The sequence below is a fragment of the Ochrobactrum sp. MYb379 genome (assembly GCF_037479515.1).
GTDB lineage: Bacteria > Pseudomonadota > Alphaproteobacteria > Rhizobiales > Rhizobiaceae > Brucella.
Map to the genome: position 1 here is coordinate 243,538 of NZ_JBBGYW010000002.1, position 21,104 is coordinate 264,641.

A 21,104-nucleotide genomic window follows, 5' to 3' on the forward strand; every position below is an offset into this window, starting at 1 on the left:
CATACTGAAACTGGGCTTGAAAGAAGGAAATCGCATGTTTCGTTGGGGTATTCTTTCCACCGCCAAGATTGGCGTAACACAGGTTATTCCGGCACTTTGTGCTTCGGACAACGGTATTGTTCATGCCATTGCCAGTCGTGATCATGCGCGTGCGCGTGCTGTTGCAGATCGATTTGGTGCACCACTGGCCTTTGGTTCCTATGAGGAATTGCTGGCAAGCGACGAAGTGGATGGCGTTTATATCCCGCTGCCGACTTCACAACATATTGAATGGACGCTGAAAGCAGCTCAGGCCGGTAAGCATGTGCTTTGCGAAAAGCCGATAGCGCTTAAAGCCGATGATATTGATCAGTTGATTGCCGCGCGCGACAAGCATAAGGTCACAATAGCTGAAGCCTTTATGGTCTTTTACCACCCGCAATGGATCAAGTTGCGTTTTCTTCTGGAAGAAGGTGCGATTGGAACGCTGCGCCACGTGCAGGGTGCATTCAGCTATTTCAACAATGATCCAACCAATATGCGCAACCAGCCGGAGCTTGGCGGTGGCGTGCTGCCGGACATTGGTGTTTACCCGACTGTTGTTACGCGTATGGTGACTGGCAAGGAGCCATTATCAGTTCAAGCTACGGTCGAATATGATCCGAAATTCGGCACCGATCGCTATGCCAATGTCTCGGCGCGATTCGACGGTTTCGACATGAGCTTCTATGTCGCCACCCAGCTTGCCGGTCGTCAGACGATGGTTTTCCATGGCGACAAGGGATTTATCGAAGTTCACGCACCTTTTAACACCGGCAAATATGGTCATGGCCGTATTACGCTCTATAATGCGGGACATACGGAGGCGACAGAATGGTCATTCTCCGATACAGACCACTATAAGCTTCAGGCGGAAAACTTCGTGCGCGCCACGAAGGGCGAAGGCGTGATGCTGTTTTCTCTGGAAAACTCAAAAGCCAATCAGAAATTTATCGATGCGATTTATCGCGCTGGTAAAAGCGACGGCTTCGTGAGTGTTTAAAGCATGTCGCGGAAAAGTGGGAACCGTCTCCGCGGGGCAATCAGTTCACTGGACTGATTGCTGATCCCGCTTCGATCCGATAACGACATGCGAGATACAAAAATACAGAGCGAGTACTGCGGTTGCGATTAAAATGCGGCACGCTCTGAGAGCTGGAAAGTTTAACAGGCAGGAATCTTTCACTGTGATGCGTCTTGTGACTTGCAGTGAAAAACTGCCTTTCTTATATACGCCTCGCACAGGGCTTTGATAAAAGGCCGGGTGGCTTGAAAAACGCTTCCCGACTTCACACCTTGAAGCAGGCATTGTGAAACCGATAGGAACCGCTCATGAAACGCTCGGTAGAGGTTTTTGCGGTTTGCTGAATGGAGAGAAATATGGCTAAAGTTATTGGTATCGATCTGGGAACGACCAACTCCTGCGTAGCCGTCATGGACGGAAAAACCGCGAAGGTCATTGAAAATGCTGAAGGTGCGCGTACGACACCTTCGATCATCGCTTTCAGCGATGGTGACGAACGTCTCGCTGGCCAGCCTGCGAAGCGTCAGGCTGTCACCAACCCTGAAGGCACTCTGTTTGCCGTAAAGCGCCTGATTGGCCGCCGCTTTGATGACCCAATGGTCACCAAGGACAAGGACCTTGTGCCTTACAGCATCGTCAAGGGCGACAATGGCGACGCATGGGTAGAAACGCACGGCAAGAAATATTCGCCATCGCAGGTTTCTGCGATGATCCTTCAGAAGATGAAGGAAACTGCTGAATCTTACCTCGGCGAAACTGTGACGCAGGCCGTTATTACGGTTCCGGCATACTTCAACGATGCTCAGCGTCAGGCAACCAAGGATGCCGGCAAGATCGCTGGTCTTGAAGTTCTGCGCATCATCAACGAACCAACTGCTGCAGCCCTTGCTTATGGTCTCGACAAGAGCGAAGGCAAGACGATTGCTGTTTACGATCTTGGTGGCGGTACGTTCGACGTTTCCGTTCTCGAAATCGGTGACGGCGTGTTTGAAGTTAAGTCGACCAATGGTGACACGTTCCTCGGCGGTGAAGACTTCGACATGCGTCTGGTTGAATATCTGGTTGCCGAGTTCAAGAAGGAACAGGGCATCGATCTGAAGAAAGACAAGCTTGCTCTGCAGCGCCTCAAGGAAGCTGCTGAAAAGGCAAAGATCGAGCTTTCGTCCGCTCAGCAGACCGAAATCAACCTGCCGTTCATCACAGCTGACCAGTCTGGTCCTAAGCACCTTGCTATCAAGCTTTCGCGCTCGAAGTTCGAAAGTCTGGTTGACGATCTCGTGCAGCGCACGGTCGAGCCATGCAAGGCAGCGCTTAAGGATGCAGGCCTCAAGGCTGGCGATATCGATGAAGTTGTTCTGGTTGGCGGTATGACCCGTATGCCGAAGATTCAGGAAGTCGTTAAGGCTTTCTTCGGCAAGGAACCACACAAGGGCGTGAACCCGGACGAAGTTGTTGCTATGGGCGCAGCAATTCAGGGCGGCGTGTTGGCTGGCGACGTCAAGGACGTTCTGCTGCTCGACGTTACCCCGCTTTCGCTCGGTATTGAAACGCTTGGTGGCGTGTTCACACGTCTGATCGAACGCAACACCACGATCCCGACCAAGAAGTCGCAGACCTTCTCGACCGCTGAAGACAATCAGTCGGCTGTGACGATCCGCGTGTTCCAGGGCGAGCGTGAAATGGCTGCCGACAACAAGATTCTCGGCCAGTTCGATCTCGTTGGTATTCCACCAGCACCACGCGGCGTACCGCAGGTTGAAGTGACTTTTGACATCGACGCCAACGGCCTGGTTAACGTGTCTGCAAAAGACAAGGGCACAGGCAAGGAACACCAGATCCGCATTCAGGCATCGGGTGGTCTTTCGGACGCCGACATCGAAAAGATGGTCAAGGACGCGGAAGCAAATGCTGAAGCCGACAAGCAGCGCCGTGACGCGGTTGAAGCCAAGAACCAGGGCGAAAGCCTCCTTCATTCGTCTGAAAAGTCGCTGAAGGAATATGGTGACAAGGTTTCTGCTGAAGACAAGCTGGCCATCGAAGGCGCGATTGCAGCTCTTCGTACCTCGCTTGAAGGCGAAGATGCTGAAGACATCAAGGCGAAGACGCAGGTTCTTGCCGAAGCTTCGATGAAGCTTGGTCAGGCCATGTATGAAGCAGCGCAGGCTGCTGAAGAAAATGGTGCTGCCGGTGGCGAACAGGCTTCTTCCAACGACGATGTTGTCGATGCCGATTACGAAGAAATCGACGACGACAAGAAAAAGTCGTAAGCCTAGTCTGTAAACGCTCAAGCCCGGGTCACTCCCGGGCTTTTGCGGCCTTTCGGGACGGTTGCACCGGACGGGTAAACCAAGACTATTCCAGCAGGCACAACAATGTCTGCACGAAATGGGACCGTGGAGCCGCAAACATTGCATGCGCTCCTGCCGTCGGGATAACGAACGATGAAGATCGATTATTACGAAGCTCTCGGTGTGGAGCGTACTGCAGACGATAAGGTGCTTAAAACCGCCTTTCGCAAGCTTGCTATGGAATATCATCCGGATCGCAATCCGAATAATCCGGAAGCTGAAGTCAAATTCAAGGAAATCGGCGAAGCTTATGAGACGCTGAAAGACCCGCAGAAGCGCGCAGCCTATGACCGTTTTGGTCATGCAGCCTTTGAAAATGGCGGCATGGGTGGCGGTGGTTTCGGCGGCGGCGGCTTTGGTGGCGCGGGCGGTTTCTCCGATATTTTCGAAGATATTTTTGGCGAGATGATGGGTGGCGGCGGTCGCCGTCGTTCGAATGGCGGACGCGAACGCGGCGCCGATCTTCGCTACAATATGGAAGTCAGCCTTGAGGAAGCCTTTTCCGGCAAGGCAGCACAAATTCGTGTGCCGACCTCTATCACCTGTGATGAATGTTCAGGTTCTGGCGCAAAAGCCGGTTCGCAGCCAACGACTTGTACGACGTGCGGCGGCGCTGGTCGTGTACGCGCAGCGCAGGGTTTCTTCTCCGTTGAGCGCGCTTGCCCGACCTGTAATGGCCGCGGCCAGATCATCAAGGATCCTTGCGGCAAGTGTCACGGTCAGGGCCGTGTGACACAGGAGCGTTCGCTTTCGGTCAATATTCCGGCTGGTATCGAAGACGGCACCCGTATTCGCCTGTCTGGTGAAGGCGAGGCCGGAACGCGTGGCGGACCTTCGGGCGATCTCTACATCTTCCTGTCGGTCAAACCGCATGAGTTCTTCCAGCGTGATGGGGCTGATCTCTATTGCAAAGTGCCGATCTCGATGACGACGGCGGCACTGGGTGGCGAGTTTGAAGTTTCCACGCTTGATAGTACCCAGACCCGCGTAAAAGTGCCGGAAGGCACGCAGAACGCCAAGCAGTTCCGCTTGAAGGGTAAGGGCATGCCGGTTCTGCGCCAGCAAGCGATGGGTGATCTTTATATCCAAATCGATATTGAGACACCACAAAGCCTTTCCAAACGCCAGCGCGAGTTGCTTGAGGAATTTGAACAACTCTCGTCGAAGGAGAACAGTCCGAAATCGGCTGGTTTCTTTTCCCGGATGAAAGAGTTTTTTGAGGGTATTGGTGAGTGATAAAAAGGGGGCCGTTTGGCTCCCTTTTTTTATTCTGTCCTTAATGTTGCCTTGCGCAGCTCGTTCAATACGTCATAAACTTGTCTGATAACGACAATGGGAGCAGTGAGAATGGCAGGACAACTCGGCAGGAAACTGGCCGCTAAGTTCGATGAGGAAATCCGTTTTTTCAAAGGCTGGATCGACGGACCGAAAGCGGTTGGCGCGATATTGCCGACAAGTTCGATTACGGCGCGCCGTATGGCGAGCGTCATTGATACAAAATCTGGCCTGCCCGTTCTGGAGCTCGGACCGGGCACAGGTGTTATTACCAAAGCCATTCTTGCGCATGGCGTGAAGCCATCCGATCTTTATTCAATCGAATATTCTCCCGCTTTTGTTAAACATCTCGAAAATGCCTATCCCGATGTGAATATCATCGAGGGCGACGTGTTTGATCTTGATACTGCACTTGGCACTATGAGAGATCAGCAGTTCGATAGCATCGTTTCAGCGGTACCTATGCTGAATTTCCCAATGCCAAGTCGTATTCAGCTGATGGATGATCTTCTCTCGCGAATTCCGCGTGGTCGTCCGCTGATTCAGATAACCTATGGCCCACGCCCTCCGGTGCCTGCTGGTAAAGGCAATTATACTGTGCAGCATTATGATTTTGTCGTGCGCAATGTTCCGCCTGCACAGCTTTGGGTCTATCGCCGCCCGATCACCTGATATTTGGAGTAACAATGACTGCACGAATTCTCGTTTTCGCGGGTTCTGTCCGCACGGGTGCATTTTCGGCCCATATGGCGGATGCAGCTGAAAAAGAACTCACGCAACAGGATGCTAAAGTCACACGCATAACGCTTGCCGATTATCCGCTTCCCATCATGAATGAAGATTTGGAAGCCGAAGAGGGTATTCCTGAAAACGCTATGAAGCTTGGCCGTCTGATGGCTGAGCATGACGGGCTGATGATCTGTTCGCCCGAATATAACGCATCGATCCCGCCGCTTCTGAAAAACACGATTGACTGGGTCAGCCGGATTTCAAAAGATGGCGATAAGCCATTCAAGCCTTATGCGGGTTTGACGGTCGGGCTTTGTTCAACTTCCAACGGCGCTTTTGCCGGTATGCGCGGGCTTTATCACCTGCGCGCCGTTCTGATGAATTGCGGTACGCAGATTGTGACGGAGCAATGCTCTGTGAGTGCCGCCGCCGATGCTTTCAACGAGGATGGCACGCTTAAAAACGAACGTCAGGCAAAAATGCTAAGCAACGTTTGCAAAAGCCTGATTGCGCATTCGGCCAAATAGACACGTTGTTTGATTGATATTCAATAATTTCAGGGCGCGGTATCTTTCGTACCGCGCCCTGTTGTGCGAAGAGAGCTAAACTCATCACGGAGAGATTTATGACGACGACAGATGTGCGCGATAAGCTGATCGTGGGCCTCGACGTGCCAAGCGTTGCTGAAGCGGAAAAGGTGGTCGAAGAACTGGGCGATGCTGCCACTTTCTACAAGATTGGCTATCAGCTGGTATTCGCTGGCGGTCTCGATTTCGCAAAGAGCCTGATTGCGGCGAAGAAAAAAGTCTTTCTCGACATGAAGCTTCTCGACATCGACAACACCATCGCCAAGGGCGTCGAAAATGTTGCTAAGATGGGCGTTTCGATGCTCACGCTGCATGCTTATCCAAAGGCCATGCGCTCGGCTGTTCAGGCCGCGCAAGGCTCTGATCTCTGCCTGCTTGGCGTGACGGTGCTGACCTCGATGGATGATGCTGATCTCAAAGAAGCAGGCTATTCCGATACGCCGGAAGCGCTGGTGCTCAAACGTGCGCAGCAGGCACGTGATGCCGGTATGGGCGGGATTGTCGCTTCCGCCGCCGAAGCTTTTGCCATTCGTCAGGCCATTGGTCCCGATATGGCGGTTGTCACCCCCGGCATTCGTCCGGCAGGAGCCGAAAAGGGCGACCAGAAGCGCGTGATGACACCAGCAGATGCGCTGAAAGCCGGTGCGAGCCATCTCGTCGTTGCGCGACCAATTGTCGGCGCGAGTAATCGCAGGGCTGCAGCTCTTGCCATTCTCGAAGAAATGCGCTCGGTTGCATAATCATTTTTCGAGGAGGACAACATGACCAAAGCCTATTGGATCGCCCGCGTGGATGCCCGTGATACGGAGCGCTACAAGGATTATGTATCCACCGCTAAGCCCGCTTTTGAGCGCTATGGGGCGAAGTTCATCGCCCGCGGCGGTAAAGCCGAAGCTGTTGAGGGACCGGGCCGCGCCCGCAATGTCATCATCGAATTTGAAACCATGCAGCATGCGCTGGATTGCTACAATTCGCCGGAATATCAGGCGGCGAAAGCCATCCGCCAGACGGTGGCGGACGGCGAAATCGTGATTGTCGAAGGATTTTAAACTTACAATCGAACCGGCGGGTCGTGACGACCGCTGACCGACAGATCCAGCAACACGACTTTGCCCGCATGTGGATCAGCATTGCGGGCATTTTCATTCATAGCTTCATGCGCGCTGGTGACGATCAGCACAGAGGCGTCTGCACCGATAAAGGCGGGGCAGGTCGGCTGTGTCACAGGTAGTTTGATCGAGCGGATCAACCGCCCTTGCGGTGAATAGGCATTTAGCGCGCTGCCGCCCCAACAAGCATTCCACAAGGTTCCCTCAGCATCCACGACAGAGCCATCAACGCCACCCTCTTCCACATGATGATGAAACACGCTTTTTTCCGATGTAGGCAGCCCGGTTTCGGGATCGGTATCGACCCGCCAGATGATGTTGCGGTCGGTATCCGCAAAATAGGCGATTTTACCATCCGGCGAAAAGCAGATCGAATTGGTGATCGTAATGCCAGAGAAAAGCTTTTTCACTTGTCCCTCGCGATACCACCAGATCGATCCCGCATCCTTCTCGGCCTTCTTACCCATGGTGCCGATCCAGAATGAACCGGATGGATGCACACGCGCATCATTGGAACGGGTGACATTATTGTCGGCTTCTAACGGATGATGCAGCGTGAGGCGTCCGTTAGTGCGTTCGCGTACAAACAGGCCGTGCTCGCTCACGATCAGTTGCCGTTCGCGATCAATAACTGCGAGCGCGCTGGCTTTCATGCCAAGATCATGCGCACGAATTTCACCGCTGTCGTCTCGCTCAATCAGCCGCTGGCCGAGAATATCAAACCACCAGCACTGACCGGTCAGCGGATCATAGCCCGGACCTTCGCCCAGTTCAGCAATATGGTCGGCAAATAGAGTTGTCTTGACTGCGCTCACCTGTTCCTCCCGGGTCATGCTGGTTCAACATAATCAAGCAGGCCGATACGATCCAGCTACAAATATTTGTGTTAGCAGAAAGGACTATGTTGCGGTCAAATTCCGTTTTAAGTTCGCGCAACTAAGAATCGCGAGGAAATCATGTCGCTAAAAGTTGCGGTCCAGATGGACCATATCAGCACCGTCAATATCAAAGGTGACACCACCTTCGCTCTGTCGCTTGAAGCACAAAAGCGTGGCCATGAGCTGTATCATTATACAACGGATCGCCTGTCGATGCGCGATGGTGTTGTTTCAGCGCGGCTTGAAACGCTGGAAGTGCGCGATATTGAGGGCGATCATTTCACCCTTGGCGCGCCTGAGCGTCGCAACATGCTGGATATGGACGTGGTGCTGCTGCGTCAGGACCCGCCTTTCGACATGAATTACATCACCAATACGCATCTTCTGGAGCGTATTCATCCAAAGACGCTGGTGGTCAATGATCCGGCATGGGTGCGTAACAGCCCGGAAAAGATTTTCGTCAACGAGTTTCCTGATTTGATGCCGGAAACGCTCATCACCAAAGACCCGCAGGAAGTGATGGAATTCCGCCGCGAGTTTGGCGACATCATTCTGAAGCCGCTTTACGGCAATGGCGGTGCGGGTGTGTTCCATCTGGCCGATGGTGACCGTAACCTGACCTCGCTTCTGGAAATGTTCGGCCAGCTTTTCAAAGAGCCATTTATTGCCCAGCGTTATCTCAAAGATGTGCGTTCTGGCGACAAGCGCATCATTCTGATCGATGGTGAGCCGGTGGGTGCGATCAACCGCGTGCCTTCGGAAAGCGATGCGCGTTCCAACATGCATGTTGGTGGCCGTGCCGAGAAGACGCTGCTGACCGCACGTGAACGCGAAATCTGCGAACGGATTGGACCATCGCTGAAGGAACGTGGCTTTATCCTCGTTGGTATCGACGTGATCGGCGATTACATGACCGAAATCAATGTAACCTCGCCAACCGGCATCCGCGAGATCGAACGCTTTGACGGTACTAACATTGCTGCCCTGTTCTGGGATGTGGTGGAAGCCAAGCGCAAGTAACACGTGCTTCCTTACAGAGAAAACTTATAGGGCCGGTCTGAAACAATCAGATCGGCCCTTTGTCTTGATTGAACCCCAACTTGATTGAACTCAATGAAAATGCTTAAATCCTATGGTTGTATTTAAGCATTTTCTCACGTTTGAGATGTGCTGCGTGTTATGCGGGGGCATATGGTAGCGCGGGTGGGGACGGTTGCCTTTCAGGGCATAGAGGCGGTGCCTGTCGATGTGCAGGTGATGGTGGCACCGGGTAAAATGGGCATGTCGATTGTCGGCCTGCCCGATAAGGCTGTTGCCGAAAGTCGGGAGCGGGTGCAGGCAGCGCTACATGCTTCCGGGCTTTCCATGCCGACCAAGCGTGTGACAATCAATCTGGCACCAGCCGATTTGCCAAAAGAAGGCTCACATTACGATTTGCCGATTGCTGTGGGGCTTATGGCTGCGATTGGCGCTATCCCGGCGGATGCAATTCAATCCTATATGGTGCTTGGTGAATTATCGCTCGACGGCACGATCACTGCCGTCGCGGGTGTCCTGCCTGCTGCAATCAGTGCGAACCGTGAAGATAAGGGGCTGATATGCCCTTATGCCTGCGGCTCGGAGGCTGCATGGGCGGGCGCGGACATTGATATTCTCGCGCCGCGCAGCCTAATCGCGCTGGCCAATCATTTCAAAGGCACGCAGGTTCTGACGCCGCCAGAGCCGTCTATGCGGGTTTCAAGTGAAGTGCAGCCTGACTTGGCTGACATTAAAGGACAGGAAACAGCAAAACGCGCGCTGGAGATTGCAGCAGCCGGCAATCACAATCTGTTGCTGGTCGGACCGCCCGGATCAGGCAAATCCATGCTGGCGCAGCGTTTGCCGTCAATCCTGCCAAAACTCAGCCCACGCGAACTTCTCGATGTTTCGATGATCGCATCAATCGCGGGCGAACTGTCTGGCGGAAAATTGTCGGATCGCAGACCGTTTCGAGCGCCGCATCATTCTGCCTCTATGGCGGCAATGGTCGGTGGTGGCCTGCGGGCACGGCCGGGCGAGGTGTCGCTCGCACATAATGGCGTATTGTTTCTCGATGAGTTTCCCGAATTCTCGCCACAGGTGCTCGATTCGCTTCGGCAACCTTTGGAAACGGGCGAATGCATGATTGCTCGCGTCAATCATCGCACCAGCTACCCGGCACGCTTTCAGCTGATTGCTGCAATGAATCCATGCCGCTGTGGCATGGCAGGAGAACCGGGGCACACATGCGCGCGCGGCCCGCGCTGCCAGAGTGATTATCAGGCGCGGATTTCCGGCCCTTTGCTGGATCGTATTGATCTGCGCGTTGATATGCCCGCGGTTTCCGCGATGGACCTCATTCAGCCTTCACAGTCTGAACACAGCGAAAGTGTTGCCAAGCGCGTGGCGCGGGCGCGCGCAATATAAAGCGCACGCTATACGGCGCTTGGGCTTGATGCATCGATGACCAATGCACATTGCTCGGCAAATCTGATTGAAGATGTGGCAAAGCCGGATGCGGCAGGCGTCAAATTACTGCGCGATGCCAGCGAGCAGATGCGTTTTTCTGCGCGCGCTTATCATCGTATTCTGAAAGTTGCACGCACGCTCGCTGATCTCGATGGTGTTGATCAGCTCAGCCGTATCCATCTGGCTGGTGCGATTTCGTATCGGATGGGTGCGGAAAGGCTGATCGCCTCTGCCTGAACTTACTTAACTGCGCCAACCAGCAGGTTGTCCGGGCTTTCGATGGTGACCCAGCGGCCCGTATTGTTGGCAGCCTGACGCTTAAGATAGGTGTATTCGGTTTCGTCCCAGCGCAGAACTTCATCGGTCAGATTGTCGAGAACGAAATCGCCGCGATCTGTGCGAACGGTCAGAACTGCATGGCCTTCACCGTCTGGCTTACGAACAACGGTGATCAGAAGGTCGGTCATTGGAATGCCAGCCTTGGCTAGTTCGCGCTGCTTAAGAAGAACATAATCTTCACAATCGCCAACAGTGGTTGGGTAAGCCCAATATTCCTCAACGCCGTAGATTTCCATGTCGGTCATCGGCTTGATACGTTCATTGGCCGAAAGATTGACGGTCTGAATGAGCTGCCAGTTGTTGTTGTTGAGCGAGAGGGCGCGTGTATCACGGCTTACGATGTTGCATTCAGCAGCTTCACGCTTGCAGAATTCGTAGTGGCCAATTGGCTGTGAGGTGAGTTTGCCGGTCTGCATATAAGCGCCGGTTCCAGCCTGTGCACTGAAGCTCACAACGAGAGCAGCAATGCCGATGCTTGCAGCAGCGATAATCTTCATGCCTGAGCGAACTACACACAACATACTCAACGCCCTTTTCACAGCCCGCACAGGGCATTTATTAACGAAAAGTTAAAGTATGAAATGTGGCCTGAGTCAATTCGATCTGCCGCTAGAGCGCCCTACTTCTTAATTAATGGTTAACACGGGTATTTCTATATTAACACACCTTATGCGTGTATATAGGCGCGCAAAAAACCGCCATGGAAGCCCATAGCGGTTTCAAAACATGCTATTCGTTACTGGTTCAGAGCGGCGTGAAGCACACATTTGTGTGGCCGGCACTGATAAAGCCGAGGCGCTGCGCAGCACCCTTGGAAAGATCAAGCACACGTCCCTTGATGAACGGTCCGCGATCATTGATGCGCACGACAAGCGACTTGCCATTGCGCTGGTTGGTGACTTTAACCTTGCTGCCAAGAGGCAGTGTCTTATGGGCGGCTGTTAAGCCCGCAGGGTTCATGCGTTCGCCCGATGCCGTGCGGGACGTGAGTGCATACCATGAAGCACCACCACAGCGCGCGGCCTGAGCTTCCATTGCGGTGATCGAGAACAGACCGGTTGTCGCAACGGCGAGCATAGCCATACGGATTTTGAAGTTCATCGTGATTCCAATAGTCGTTTCGAAGAGCCTTCACAGTCATGACTGGTAAAGACCGGTGCCAATTGGAATCTAAATGTGGCGACGACGTGATGTTATTGAGAGTATAATGAGATGATTGAATCGCTTATTTAAGCGGAATATCATCCTATACTCTGCGTTGTTTATTTAAACTTCCAAGAAAAAATCAGGAATATTTTGAATTGAATCGCATTGTTTCTAAGAATCTATTTAAGATTCACTGGGATTCAACGCAGGACCGCGCCGATCCATGTTTTTAAGCGTGGTTCTCAAGAAGAGCTGCTTACGGGCGGGCGATTGTTTAGCCGGGACAATACAATCTTTATTTGTATCGCTAGTGTTTACCCCGGACTCACAAGATGACAAAATCCGGCCTTTTTTGGTCAAAATACAACTTATTCGTGTTTCTTGGTCGGTAAAGTTTGGAGTCTTTTCTGTAACTTTTGTTGAAATCCCGCGTGATGACGTAGTTTTGTCCACGCGCCCTCTGCACGCTAAAGCCAGAATCCTGCTATAAGCGCCCATCTTCAGAATGGATTATCATGCAGGACGATACGCAAAAGGACGATACGGAAACGCCGCTACCGCCAATCTCGGCGGGAAAGCGCATTCTTTATCTGTGCCTTGGCTTTCTTATGGTAGCGCTGGGTATCATCGGCGCCATTCTGCCGGTCATGCCAACGACGATCTTTATTATTCTCGCTGCATGGTTCTTCGCCCGCTCCTCGCCGAAGTTTGAAGCGCGTCTACTTGCCGATCCACGCTTTGGTCCGATGATTATCAAATGGCGTGAGCGCGGAGCCATTCCTCCAAGAGCCAAACTCTATGCCTGTCTCGGCATGACTTTCGGCTATGGTATGTTCTGGTGGGGAGCCCAGCCAGGACCTTTGCTGGCTATCAGTGTTACAATTTTTATGGCTGGCTCGGCCATATATGTTCTCACGCGTCCCAGTGAGTGATGCATGCTGAGTGATTCATAATATTAGGCATTTTGCATGTGAGCGCACAAAACTGCCTGCATCATGTAATGACACAGAGCTGTAACACTACTGTCATATGACTGTTATATAGAGCGCGTAGATGGCTGCTGACGCTTTCACGTCATGTGTCTTTTACAACAGGGACTGGTACTCATGAACAAGATGATTTCCTCGACCGCAGCGCTTGCAATAGCAGCAGTATTGTCGGTTTCAGCTGCAAACGCACGCGAACAGATTCAGGTTTCCGGTTCCTCGACCGTTCTGCCTTACGCTAAGATCGTTGCCGAAACTTTTGGCGAAACCTATCCGAACTTCAAAACACCGGTTATCGAATCGGGCGGTTCGGGCGCAGGCATTAAAGAATTCTGTAAGGGCGTTGGCGAAAACACCATCGACATCGCAAACGCATCGCGCGCTATGAAGGACACAGAACTCAAGTCCTGCATCGACGCTGGCGTTAAGGACGTTCAGGAAGTTCGTTTCGGTTATGACGGCATCGTCTTCGCAACCGATGCAAAGGGTCCGGATTGGAAGCTCGCTCCAGTTGACCTTTACAAGGCACTTGCCGCTAAGGTTATTGTTGACGGCAAGCTCGTAGACAATCCAAACACTAAGTGGAATCAGGTCAATGCCGACCTGCCAGATTGGGACATTGCTGCTTACATCCCTGGCGAAAAGCACGGCACCCGTGAAGTTTTCGAAGAAAAGCTTATGGCTGATGGTTGTAAGGAATCGGGCGCTCTTGCTGAAATCAAGAAGACCGGCCTCGACGACAAGGCTTCGGCTGCTGCGTGTATCGCTGTTCGTAAAGACGGCAAGGCTGTCGACATCGACGGCGATTACAGCGAAACGCTGGCTCGCATCGACTCGAACAAGCAGGGCGTTGGCGTTTTCGGCCTCTACTTCTTCGAAAACAATGCTGACAAGCTCAAGGTTGCAACTGTTAACGGCGTAACGCCATCGGCAGAAACCGTTGCTTCGGGCGAATATCCAGTTTCGCGCCCACTGTTCTTCTACGTGAAGAAGGCTCACCTTGGCGTCATTCCAGGCCTCAAGGAATATGTAGACTTCTTCCTGTCGGAACAGATGGTTGGCCCAGACGCTCCGCTTGCTGAATACGGTCTGGTTCCTGCACCAGATGCAGAACGTGAAGCACAGCGCACTTCGTTCACCGAAGGCAAGGTTCTGGCTGTTAAGTAAGCTTTGAACTGTGGAACGTGGGGATCATTGGTCCTCACGTTCTTTCTCTTTAGCGCCTTTTCAGTATGACAGGCGCATTCGCGTGGAAGTGGTTCGGCTGCATATTTTGCGTCAACACGCTGCTTCCGCATTTTTTGGGGCAACCGGGGAAATTGAATGTCCTTCTTTCTGGTTCTCGTCAGTGTCGTTGCAATCGGACTGATCGGATTCTTCATAGGCCGACAGCGCGCCGTTGCAATTGACAAAGCGCAGCCTGTAACCAACGGCGTCAGCGCAGAGAAAATGCATTCCCGCCCGCTTTATCATGGCTGGTGGGTTTTCCTCGTTTCCGCATTGCCCGCAATTCTGTTTCTCGCGGTCTGGGCGGTCGGCACATCTGTTTATCTCGATCATACGGCGACAGCGCGTATGCCTGCGGCCGTTGAAGATGGCACTTATTCCGAGCGCAGCTTGCAGCTTGGTATGATCCGCAGTCTGTCAGATGGCTTGCAAAAGCTCACACCTGCAGAGATCGACAGCCTACCGCAGACTTACACGCAAGCGCGTGATGTTCTTGGCTCAAAGGGCGTAGCACTTGCGACTGAAGGTCAGGACTATATGGTCCCGGTTGCAATCTTCCTCGATAAAGCCAGCAAGATTTCGCATACCGTTGGCAGCGCGATTGCGCTGGTTATCGCGATTGCAGGTCTGATTTTCGGACTATCCGGCATTCGCCGCCGCACACGCGCTCGCAACAATGTTGAGCGCATCGTTCTCTGGGGGTTGATCGCTGCGTCCGGCATCGCAATTCTCACAACCATCGGCATCGTGTTCTCTGTTCTGTTCCAGACAGTGAGCTTCTTCCAATCGATTGCTCCGATGGACTTCTTTTTCGGTACCGTTTGGGACCCACGCTTTGCTGCAGCCGGTTCGGGTGGTGAAGTTGGTCAGTTCGGTCTGATCCCGCTTCTGGCCGGTACACTCTACATCGCGTTTGTCGCCATGTTGTTTGCGGTGCCTGTCGGCCTGTTCTCGGCAATCTACATGGCCGAATATGCGTCGCCGCGCGTACGCACCGTCGTTAAGCCGGTGCTTGAACTTCTGGCCGGTATCCCGACCATTGTTTACGGCTTCTTCGCACTGATAACGGTTGGACCGTTCCTGCGTGATCTCTCGATGGCAATCGCTGGTGGTCAGGGCTTCATCATGGCGCAGAGCGTGCTGACTGCCGGTCTCGTCATGGGCGTGATGCTGATCCCGTTTGTGTCGTCGCTATCCGATGACATTATCACGGCGGTTCCTGGATCGCTGCGTGATGGCTCGTTGGGCCTTGGCGCAACGCGTTCGGAAACAATCAAGCGTGTTGTTCTGCCAGCTGCACTTCCGGGCATTGTCGGCGCACTTCTGATGACAGCTTCCCGTGCGATCGGTGAAACCATGATCGTGGTGCTTGCAGCCGGTGTTGCCGCTCGTCTTTCTGCCAATCCGTTTGAAGCGATGACGACGATTACTGTCAAAATCGTCAGTCAGCTGACAGGCGATCTTGAATTTGACTCGCCACAGACACTTGTTGCTTTTGCGCTGGGTCTTACGCTTTTCGTCCTGACGCTGATCATGAACATCTTTGCGCTCTACATCGTTCGCAAGTACCGGGAGCAGTACGAATAATGACCGATTCAACATTGAATGCCGGCACTGCTGTGGCAAAGCCAGAGCGCCGTGATATCGGGATCAAGCGTCGCTACGCTGCTGAACGTCGCTTCCGTCTCTATGGCGTCGTTGCCATTGCGATCGGTGTGTTCTTCCTTTGCGCACTTTTGTTCTCGGTCTTCTCCAAAGGCTATACGGCTTTCGGACAGACAACGATCTATTTGCCAGTCAAACTTGAAGCGAGCGTCATCGATCCGGGCAACAAGCTTGCGACCGATCCAAATGTGCTGATCACTGCCAACTATCCGCTTCTGGTGCGCAATGCTCTGGCTGAAAAGCTCGGTGTTGCAACCACGGATCGCGCAGAAATGCGTGAAGTTGGACGTTTCTTCTCGGATGGTGTGCGTGTTCAGCTTCGCCAGATGGTGATGGATAATCCGTCGCTGATTGGTACGACGCAGACGGTTCCTGTTCTCGCTGCTGCTGATATTGATTCTGCCTATAAGGGCCAGATCGATTTTGCAGTCCCGGAAGCAAACCGCAAGGTTTCCGATCGCCAGTTTGAGTGGATCAAAACACTGACCAATGAAGGCATCATGAGCGAGGCCTTCAACTGGGGCTTGTTCACCAATGGCGCTTCCAGCCGTCCTGAAACTTCGGGTCTCGGTGTTGCACTGGTCGGTTCGTTCTACATGATGATGATCGTGCTGGTTCTCGCACTGCCTATCGGTGTGGCCGCTTCGATCTATCTTGAAGAATATGCCAAGAAGAACCGCCTCACGGATATTATCGAAGTCAACATCAACAATCTTGCTGCTGTTCCGTCGATTGTGTTTGGTCTGCTTGGTCTTGCTGTCTTCATCAACTTCTTCAACCTGCCGCGTTCAGCTTCGCTTGTCGGTGGTTTGGTTCTGACGCTGATGACGCTTCCGACCATCATCATCGCGACACGTTCGGCACTTCGCGCAGTTCCACCGTCGATCCGTGCGGCAGCGCTGGGACTTGGTGCATCGAAAACACAGATGGTTTTCCATCATGTGTTGCCGCTAGCAGCACCGGGCATTCTGACCGGAACGATTATCGGCCTTGCGCAGGCGCTTGGTGAAACTGCACCGCTGCTTCTGATTGGTATGGTGGCCTTCGTTGCCAATATGCCTGCAACCCCGATGGACCCTGCAACGGCTTTGCCAGTGCAGATCTTTATGTGGGCCAATGAAGCCGAACGTGCCTTTGTGGAACGGACATCAGGCGCTATTATCGTCCTGCTCCTGTTCCTAGCCGTCATGAACATCTTAGCAATTATTCTGCGCCGCCGCTTTGAGCGCCGCTGGTAAACGGGAGAGAAATGATGAATCTTATGACAGAACGATCTCTCGAAAAAGCCGTAGGAGACAAAATGAACGCCAACGCTCCATCCATTAAAATGCGTGGCGACAAAGTCTGCGTGTTCTATGGCGAAAAACAGGCTTTGTTTGAAGTCGATCTCGACGTGCCGGAAAAGATGGTGACAGCGCTGATCGGTCCTTCGGGCTGTGGCAAGTCGACCTTCCTGCGTTCGCTGAACCGCATGAACGACACGATTGAAGGCTGCCGCATCGTTGGCAACATCACGCTCGATAATGAAGACATCTACGATCCAAAGATCGACGTTGTTGAACTGCGTGCACGTGTTGGCATGGTGTTCCAGAAGCCAAACCCATTTCCGAAGACGATCTTTGAAAACGTGGCTTATGGCCCGCGCATTCATGGCCTCGCACGTAACAAGACTGATCTTGAAGAAATCGTTGTCACAAGCTTGAAGAAGGCCAGCCTTTTTGAAGAAGTGAAAGATCGTCTTCACGATGCAGGCACCGGTCTTTCCGGTGGTCAGCAGCAGCGCCTGTGCATTGCACGCGCGATTGCCGTCAGTCCTGAAGTGATCCTGATGGATGAGCCTTGTTCGGCACTCGATCCGATTGCAACGGCAAAGGTTGAGGAACTGATCGACGAGTTGCGTCAGAACTACACCATCGTCATCGTGACTCACTCGATGCAGCAGGCTGCTCGTGTGTCGCAGCGCACAGCGATGTTCCACCTTGGTAATCTGGTGGAAGTCGGTGATACCGATGTGATGTTCACGGCACCGACCGAGAAGCGCACGCAGGACTATATCACTGGTCGTTTTGGCTAACCAATATTTCAGCAAAAGCAGGAGCCGATTGCGGTTCCGCTTCCTGCGTTTTTAATCGAGAGGTCTATGATGGCGTCCCAGCATACTGTTAGCGCATACGACGAAGAACTTCAGTTCCTGACCCACAAGATCGCCGAAATGGGCGGTCATGCGGAGCGCATGGTTGAGCAGTCGGTTGCAGCGATTGTGAATGCCGATAACGCACTGGCACAGCGCGTCATCTCCGACGATCTTATCCTCGATGCAAGCGAGCGCGAGATTGACGACAAGGCCGTCATGATTATCGCAAAGCGTCAGCCAATGGCTGTTGATCTGCGTGAAATCATCGGATCAATCCGCATTTCCGCTGATCTGGAACGCGTGGGCGATCTTGGCAAGAACATCGCGAAGCGCGTTGCAGCCGTTTCAGAATCCCGCCAGCCGGGCAAGCTTTATCGTGGTCTCGAAACCCTCGCTGAACTGGCACTGACACAGTTGAAAGACGTGCTCGACGCCTATGCAACGCGTTCGGTGCAGCAGATCAATATCGTTCGCGACCGTGATGACGAAATTGACTCGATGTACACCTCGCTGTTCCGCGAGTTGCTCACCTATATGATGGAAGATCCGCGCAACATTTCAGCCTGCACGCATCTTCTGTTCTGCGCGAAGAATATCGAGCGCATTGGCGATCACGCAACCAACATTGCTGAGACCGTCTATTACATCGTGACCGGCCTGCAGATGCCTGCGGAACGCCCGAAAGAAGACCTGAGCCACGGTATTGTCGTGGACGAGGCGCGTAAATCCTGATGAGATTTGCGCCGTATGATCGCGGCGCAAATTATTCGCATATGTAAGAAAACGCGGCGGCACGCGGCTGAACGGGGGAGTTGCATGTGCCGCCACGCTTAACTCAATAGGAAACACTGCATGTCACAGGCACCTAAGATTGCTGTGGTTGAAGACGAAGAAGCGCTGAGTGTGTTGTTGCGCTATAATCTTGAAGCCGAAGGCTATCACGTCGATACGATCTTGCGTGGCGATGAAGCCGAGATTGCACTGCGTGAAAACGTGCCGGATCTTCTCATTCTCGACTGGATGCTACCGGGTGTGTCGGGCATTGAACTTTGCCGCCGTCTGCGTCAGTGGCCGGAAACCGAACGTCTTCCGGTAATTATGCTGACTGCGCGTGGCGAAGAAAGCGAACGTGTTCGCGGCCTGAGCGTTGGTGCCGACGATTATGTGGTCAAACCGTTCTCGACCCCTGAACTGCTTGCGCGTGTTAAAGCCATGCTGCGCCGTGCCAATCCAAGTGTTCTGTCGCATGTGCTTAAAGTCGGCGAACTTGTGCTCGACCGTCAGCAGCACCGCGTTTATCGCAAAGAAAAAGAAATTCGTCTTGGACCGACAGAGTTCCGCCTGCTTGAATATTTCATGATGTCGCCGGGCCGCGTTTTCTCGCGTAGCCAGTTGCTTGATGGCGTATGGGGACCGGATATCTACGTCGATGATCGCACGGTCGACGTGCATGTCGGACGCCTGCGCAAGGCGATCAATTTGGGGCGCATGCTCGATCCGATCCGCACTGTGCGCGGTGCTGGCTATTCTTTCGGCTAGTCATCAGAGTTCATTTCACGCGTTAAGAATGGCCCGTTGCTCAAAAGGCATCGGGCCATTTTTGTTGCAAATTTCCAAATTCCGATTCGTGTTGTTGATGAAAATCCGTTCCATATCGGCTCGTATCACACGATGTTACAGTTCATTTCAAAGATTTGACTGAAACTGGACATGATGCTCGTGAGAGACGCATGTTCTGATTATTTCAGCGCCAATTTCTATGTCTTAGCAGGATTTTACAGCAGTCATGAATTAAGGCAGCTCTATGGTGCGCGCTGCATTGCAATTGAATCGCGTGTAATCAATACCTTATAAGATTTAAGTGGTTGCGTTAACGATTTGTTAATAATTTAGAACGGCTTAGCTCAGGTTATTGGCCAAAGATTCGACGTGTTGAGTCTCTCGGTTTCAATATGGCTGTGAATTTGAAATATGATTTTTTGCCTTGTTTTTGCCGAAAAATTCTTAATTCTTGCACTCTAAGAAGATTAGCAGAACGTTTGAATTTTAATTTTCGTTCGATTTGGCTTGAACGCCAGCCTGATTTTGCAGCGCCTTGGTGGCGCTTTAAAAGCGGAAGCAGACTGGATCAGTTAAGGGTCGTAATGATGCGCCTAATTAAGAGATTGAGCCGTTGACGCGCGCTCGTAAATGGAAACTGCCGGTTATTCTCGGTTTGCTCGTGGCACCTTTTCTGGTGACGGGCTGCACGACAACTGGTGGTACGAGCAAGACCAAGACCGAAAAGACAGCGGCTGTAAGCCACGTTAAGTCGGTCAATGGCGTGAAGACTTTCACTTACACCGCGAGAGATCGCGAATGCCTCCAGCGCGCGATGTTTTTTGAATCAAACCGTTCAAGCCCTGATGGTTTGATGGCTGTCGGTACTGTGGTGATGAACCGCCTCGCATCGGGCAGCTACCCCGATACAATTTGTGGTGTGGTTGGGCAGAAAAACCAGTTTGCACCGGGCGTTTTGACCCGCAAGATGAATTCCAACGCTTTGCCAGATGTTCAAGCAGCTGCTGATGCAGTTCTTAAAGGCAAGCGTCATCCATCTTTGAAGAACTCGATGTTCTTCCATACTGCAGGGCTCAAATTCCCTTACAACAATATGCATTATGTGCTGGTTGCAGGTGGAAACTCCTTCTACGAAAAGCGTGGTCGTGACGGCGAATTGCAGAACCCGGTTCCGCAAACGCCTTACAACCTTGCTTATGCGTCATCGCCACAATCGCCTTCCATGCCTGAAGGGCCGTTTTATAACGTGACCACGCAGCAGGATGGAACTGTTCCTGAAGTTCAGCCGACTGTTCAGGTTGCGCTTGCTGACGCTTCAAAGACGGCAGAGACGCAGCAGAACGGTGGTGTTGGTCCACAAGCGCGTGGTGATCGTTTGGCGACCTTGCCTGTTACGCCTGCTGAAAAGCCGGTTCTGACGCAGGTTGCAAGCTATCAGCCGACTTTCGATGAAACCGCACCAACGGAGCAGAACGCATCTCTGGCATATACCGCCGATAAGAAGCATGTTGATGCAATTGGTGCGATGCTTCTCGCGCAGGATCGTCCGCAATCACCGCTCTGAAGTTGAGCTGATCACAGAATTAAAAAAG

Annotated in this window: 19 protein-coding genes and 1 pseudogene; 17 read left to right on the top strand and 3 right to left on the bottom strand. The window is 52.7% G+C overall.

The window, feature by feature from the left end; translation table 11 throughout:
- Positions 1–34 precede the first annotated feature (34 nt).
- The 7 genes from WH356_RS05280 (at position 35) to WH356_RS05310 (ending at position 7,030) form a co-directional block, all read left to right on the top strand.
- On the top strand, positions 35–1,021 hold the full coding sequence (locus WH356_RS05280; protein WP_339509143.1) for a Gfo/Idh/MocA family protein: 987 nt from the start codon (positions 35–37) through the stop codon (positions 1,019–1,021).
- A gap of 377 nt (positions 1,022–1,398) precedes the next feature.
- The gene (gene dnaK, locus WH356_RS05285) at positions 1,399–3,309 is read left to right on the top strand and encodes a molecular chaperone DnaK (protein ID WP_339509144.1); all 1,911 of its coding nucleotides are present in this window, start codon (positions 1,399–1,401) and stop codon (positions 3,307–3,309) included.
- A gap of 174 nt (positions 3,310–3,483) precedes the next feature.
- Positions 3,484–4,626, top strand: coding sequence for a molecular chaperone DnaJ (gene dnaJ / locus WH356_RS05290; protein WP_339509145.1), 1,143 nt, complete (start codon positions 3,484–3,486; stop codon positions 4,624–4,626).
- A 111-nt stretch (positions 4,627–4,737) separates the two neighbouring features.
- Positions 4,738–5,337, top strand: a complete 600-nt coding sequence (gene pmtA / locus WH356_RS05295; protein WP_339509146.1) for a phospholipid N-methyltransferase PmtA — start codon at positions 4,738–4,740, stop codon at positions 5,335–5,337.
- A 14-nt stretch (positions 5,338–5,351) separates the two neighbouring features.
- Entirely contained in the window at positions 5,352–5,921 is a 570-nt protein-coding gene (locus WH356_RS05300; RefSeq protein ID WP_339509147.1) for an NADPH-dependent FMN reductase, read from the top strand.
- 98 nt (positions 5,922–6,019) lie between these two features.
- Positions 6,020–6,721: an orotidine-5'-phosphate decarboxylase gene (gene pyrF, locus WH356_RS05305; RefSeq protein ID WP_339509148.1), complete on the top strand. Its 702-nt coding sequence runs from the start codon at positions 6,020–6,022 to the stop codon at positions 6,719–6,721.
- A gap of 21 nt (positions 6,722–6,742) precedes the next feature.
- Entirely contained in the window at positions 6,743–7,030 is a 288-nt protein-coding gene (locus tag WH356_RS05310; protein ID WP_339509149.1) for a DUF1330 domain-containing protein, read from the top strand.
- Between the two features lie 2 nt (positions 7,031–7,032).
- Here WH356_RS05310 and WH356_RS05315 read toward each other — a convergent pair whose 3' ends face one another.
- Entirely contained in the window at positions 7,033–7,905 is an 873-nt protein-coding gene (locus WH356_RS05315; protein ID WP_339509150.1) for an SMP-30/gluconolactonase/LRE family protein, read from the bottom strand.
- 141 nt (positions 7,906–8,046) lie between these two features.
- Between WH356_RS05315 and gshB the strand changes: the two genes are divergently transcribed.
- Positions 8,047–8,988, top strand: a complete 942-nt coding sequence (gene gshB, locus WH356_RS05320) for a glutathione synthase (RefSeq protein ID WP_339509151.1) — start codon at positions 8,047–8,049, stop codon at positions 8,986–8,988.
- 171 nt (positions 8,989–9,159) lie between these two features.
- Positions 9,160–10,692 (top strand): annotated as a pseudogene (locus WH356_RS05325) (YifB family Mg chelatase-like AAA ATPase).
- Positions 10,693–10,694: 2 nt separating this feature from the next.
- On the opposite strand, the gene WH356_RS05330 reads toward WH356_RS05325, so the two are convergent.
- Together WH356_RS05330 and WH356_RS05335 are read right to left on the bottom strand one after the other, a co-directional pair.
- Positions 10,695–11,315, bottom strand: a complete 621-nt coding sequence (locus WH356_RS05330) for a transglutaminase-like cysteine peptidase (protein WP_250039380.1) — start codon at positions 11,313–11,315, stop codon at positions 10,695–10,697.
- 223 nt (positions 11,316–11,538) lie between these two features.
- Positions 11,539–11,895 (bottom strand): septal ring lytic transglycosylase RlpA family protein, encoded by a 357-nt coding sequence (locus WH356_RS05335; protein ID WP_339509152.1) that lies wholly within the window; start codon positions 11,893–11,895, stop codon positions 11,539–11,541.
- 560 nt (positions 11,896–12,455) lie between these two features.
- Here WH356_RS05335 and WH356_RS05340 point away from each other — a divergent pair.
- The 8 genes from WH356_RS05340 (at position 12,456) to WH356_RS05375 (ending at position 21,076) form a co-directional block, all read left to right on the top strand.
- A complete protein-coding gene (locus WH356_RS05340; protein ID WP_339509153.1) occupies positions 12,456–12,872 on the top strand; it encodes a YbaN family protein in 417 nt (138 codons plus the stop codon).
- Positions 12,873–13,046: 174 nt separating this feature from the next.
- Complete coding sequence (locus WH356_RS05345; RefSeq protein ID WP_339509154.1) at positions 13,047–14,093, top strand: PstS family phosphate ABC transporter substrate-binding protein; 1,047 nt, start codon at positions 13,047–13,049, stop codon at positions 14,091–14,093.
- A gap of 156 nt (positions 14,094–14,249) precedes the next feature.
- Positions 14,250–15,740, top strand: coding sequence for a phosphate ABC transporter permease subunit PstC (gene pstC / locus WH356_RS05350; RefSeq protein ID WP_339509155.1), 1,491 nt, complete (start codon positions 14,250–14,252; stop codon positions 15,738–15,740).
- A complete protein-coding gene (gene pstA / locus WH356_RS05355; RefSeq protein WP_339509156.1) occupies positions 15,740–17,056 on the top strand; it encodes a phosphate ABC transporter permease PstA in 1,317 nt (438 codons plus the stop codon). Before pstC ends, pstA begins: the two co-directional genes overlap by 1 nt.
- A 62-nt stretch (positions 17,057–17,118) precedes the next feature.
- On the top strand, positions 17,119–17,892 hold the full coding sequence (pstB, locus tag WH356_RS05360) for a phosphate ABC transporter ATP-binding protein PstB (RefSeq protein ID WP_339509157.1): 774 nt from the start codon (positions 17,119–17,121) through the stop codon (positions 17,890–17,892).
- Between the two features lie 69 nt (positions 17,893–17,961).
- Positions 17,962–18,684: a phosphate signaling complex protein PhoU gene (phoU, locus tag WH356_RS05365; RefSeq protein ID WP_339509509.1), complete on the top strand. Its 723-nt coding sequence runs from the start codon at positions 17,962–17,964 to the stop codon at positions 18,682–18,684.
- Between the two features lie 120 nt (positions 18,685–18,804).
- The gene (gene phoB / locus WH356_RS05370; RefSeq protein ID WP_339509158.1) at positions 18,805–19,491 is read left to right on the top strand and encodes a phosphate regulon transcriptional regulator PhoB; all 687 of its coding nucleotides are present in this window, start codon (positions 18,805–18,807) and stop codon (positions 19,489–19,491) included.
- 634 nt (positions 19,492–20,125) lie between these two features.
- Positions 20,126–21,076: a cell wall hydrolase gene (locus tag WH356_RS05375; RefSeq protein ID WP_339509159.1), complete on the top strand. Its 951-nt coding sequence runs from the start codon at positions 20,126–20,128 to the stop codon at positions 21,074–21,076.
- Positions 21,077–21,104 lie beyond the last annotated feature (28 nt).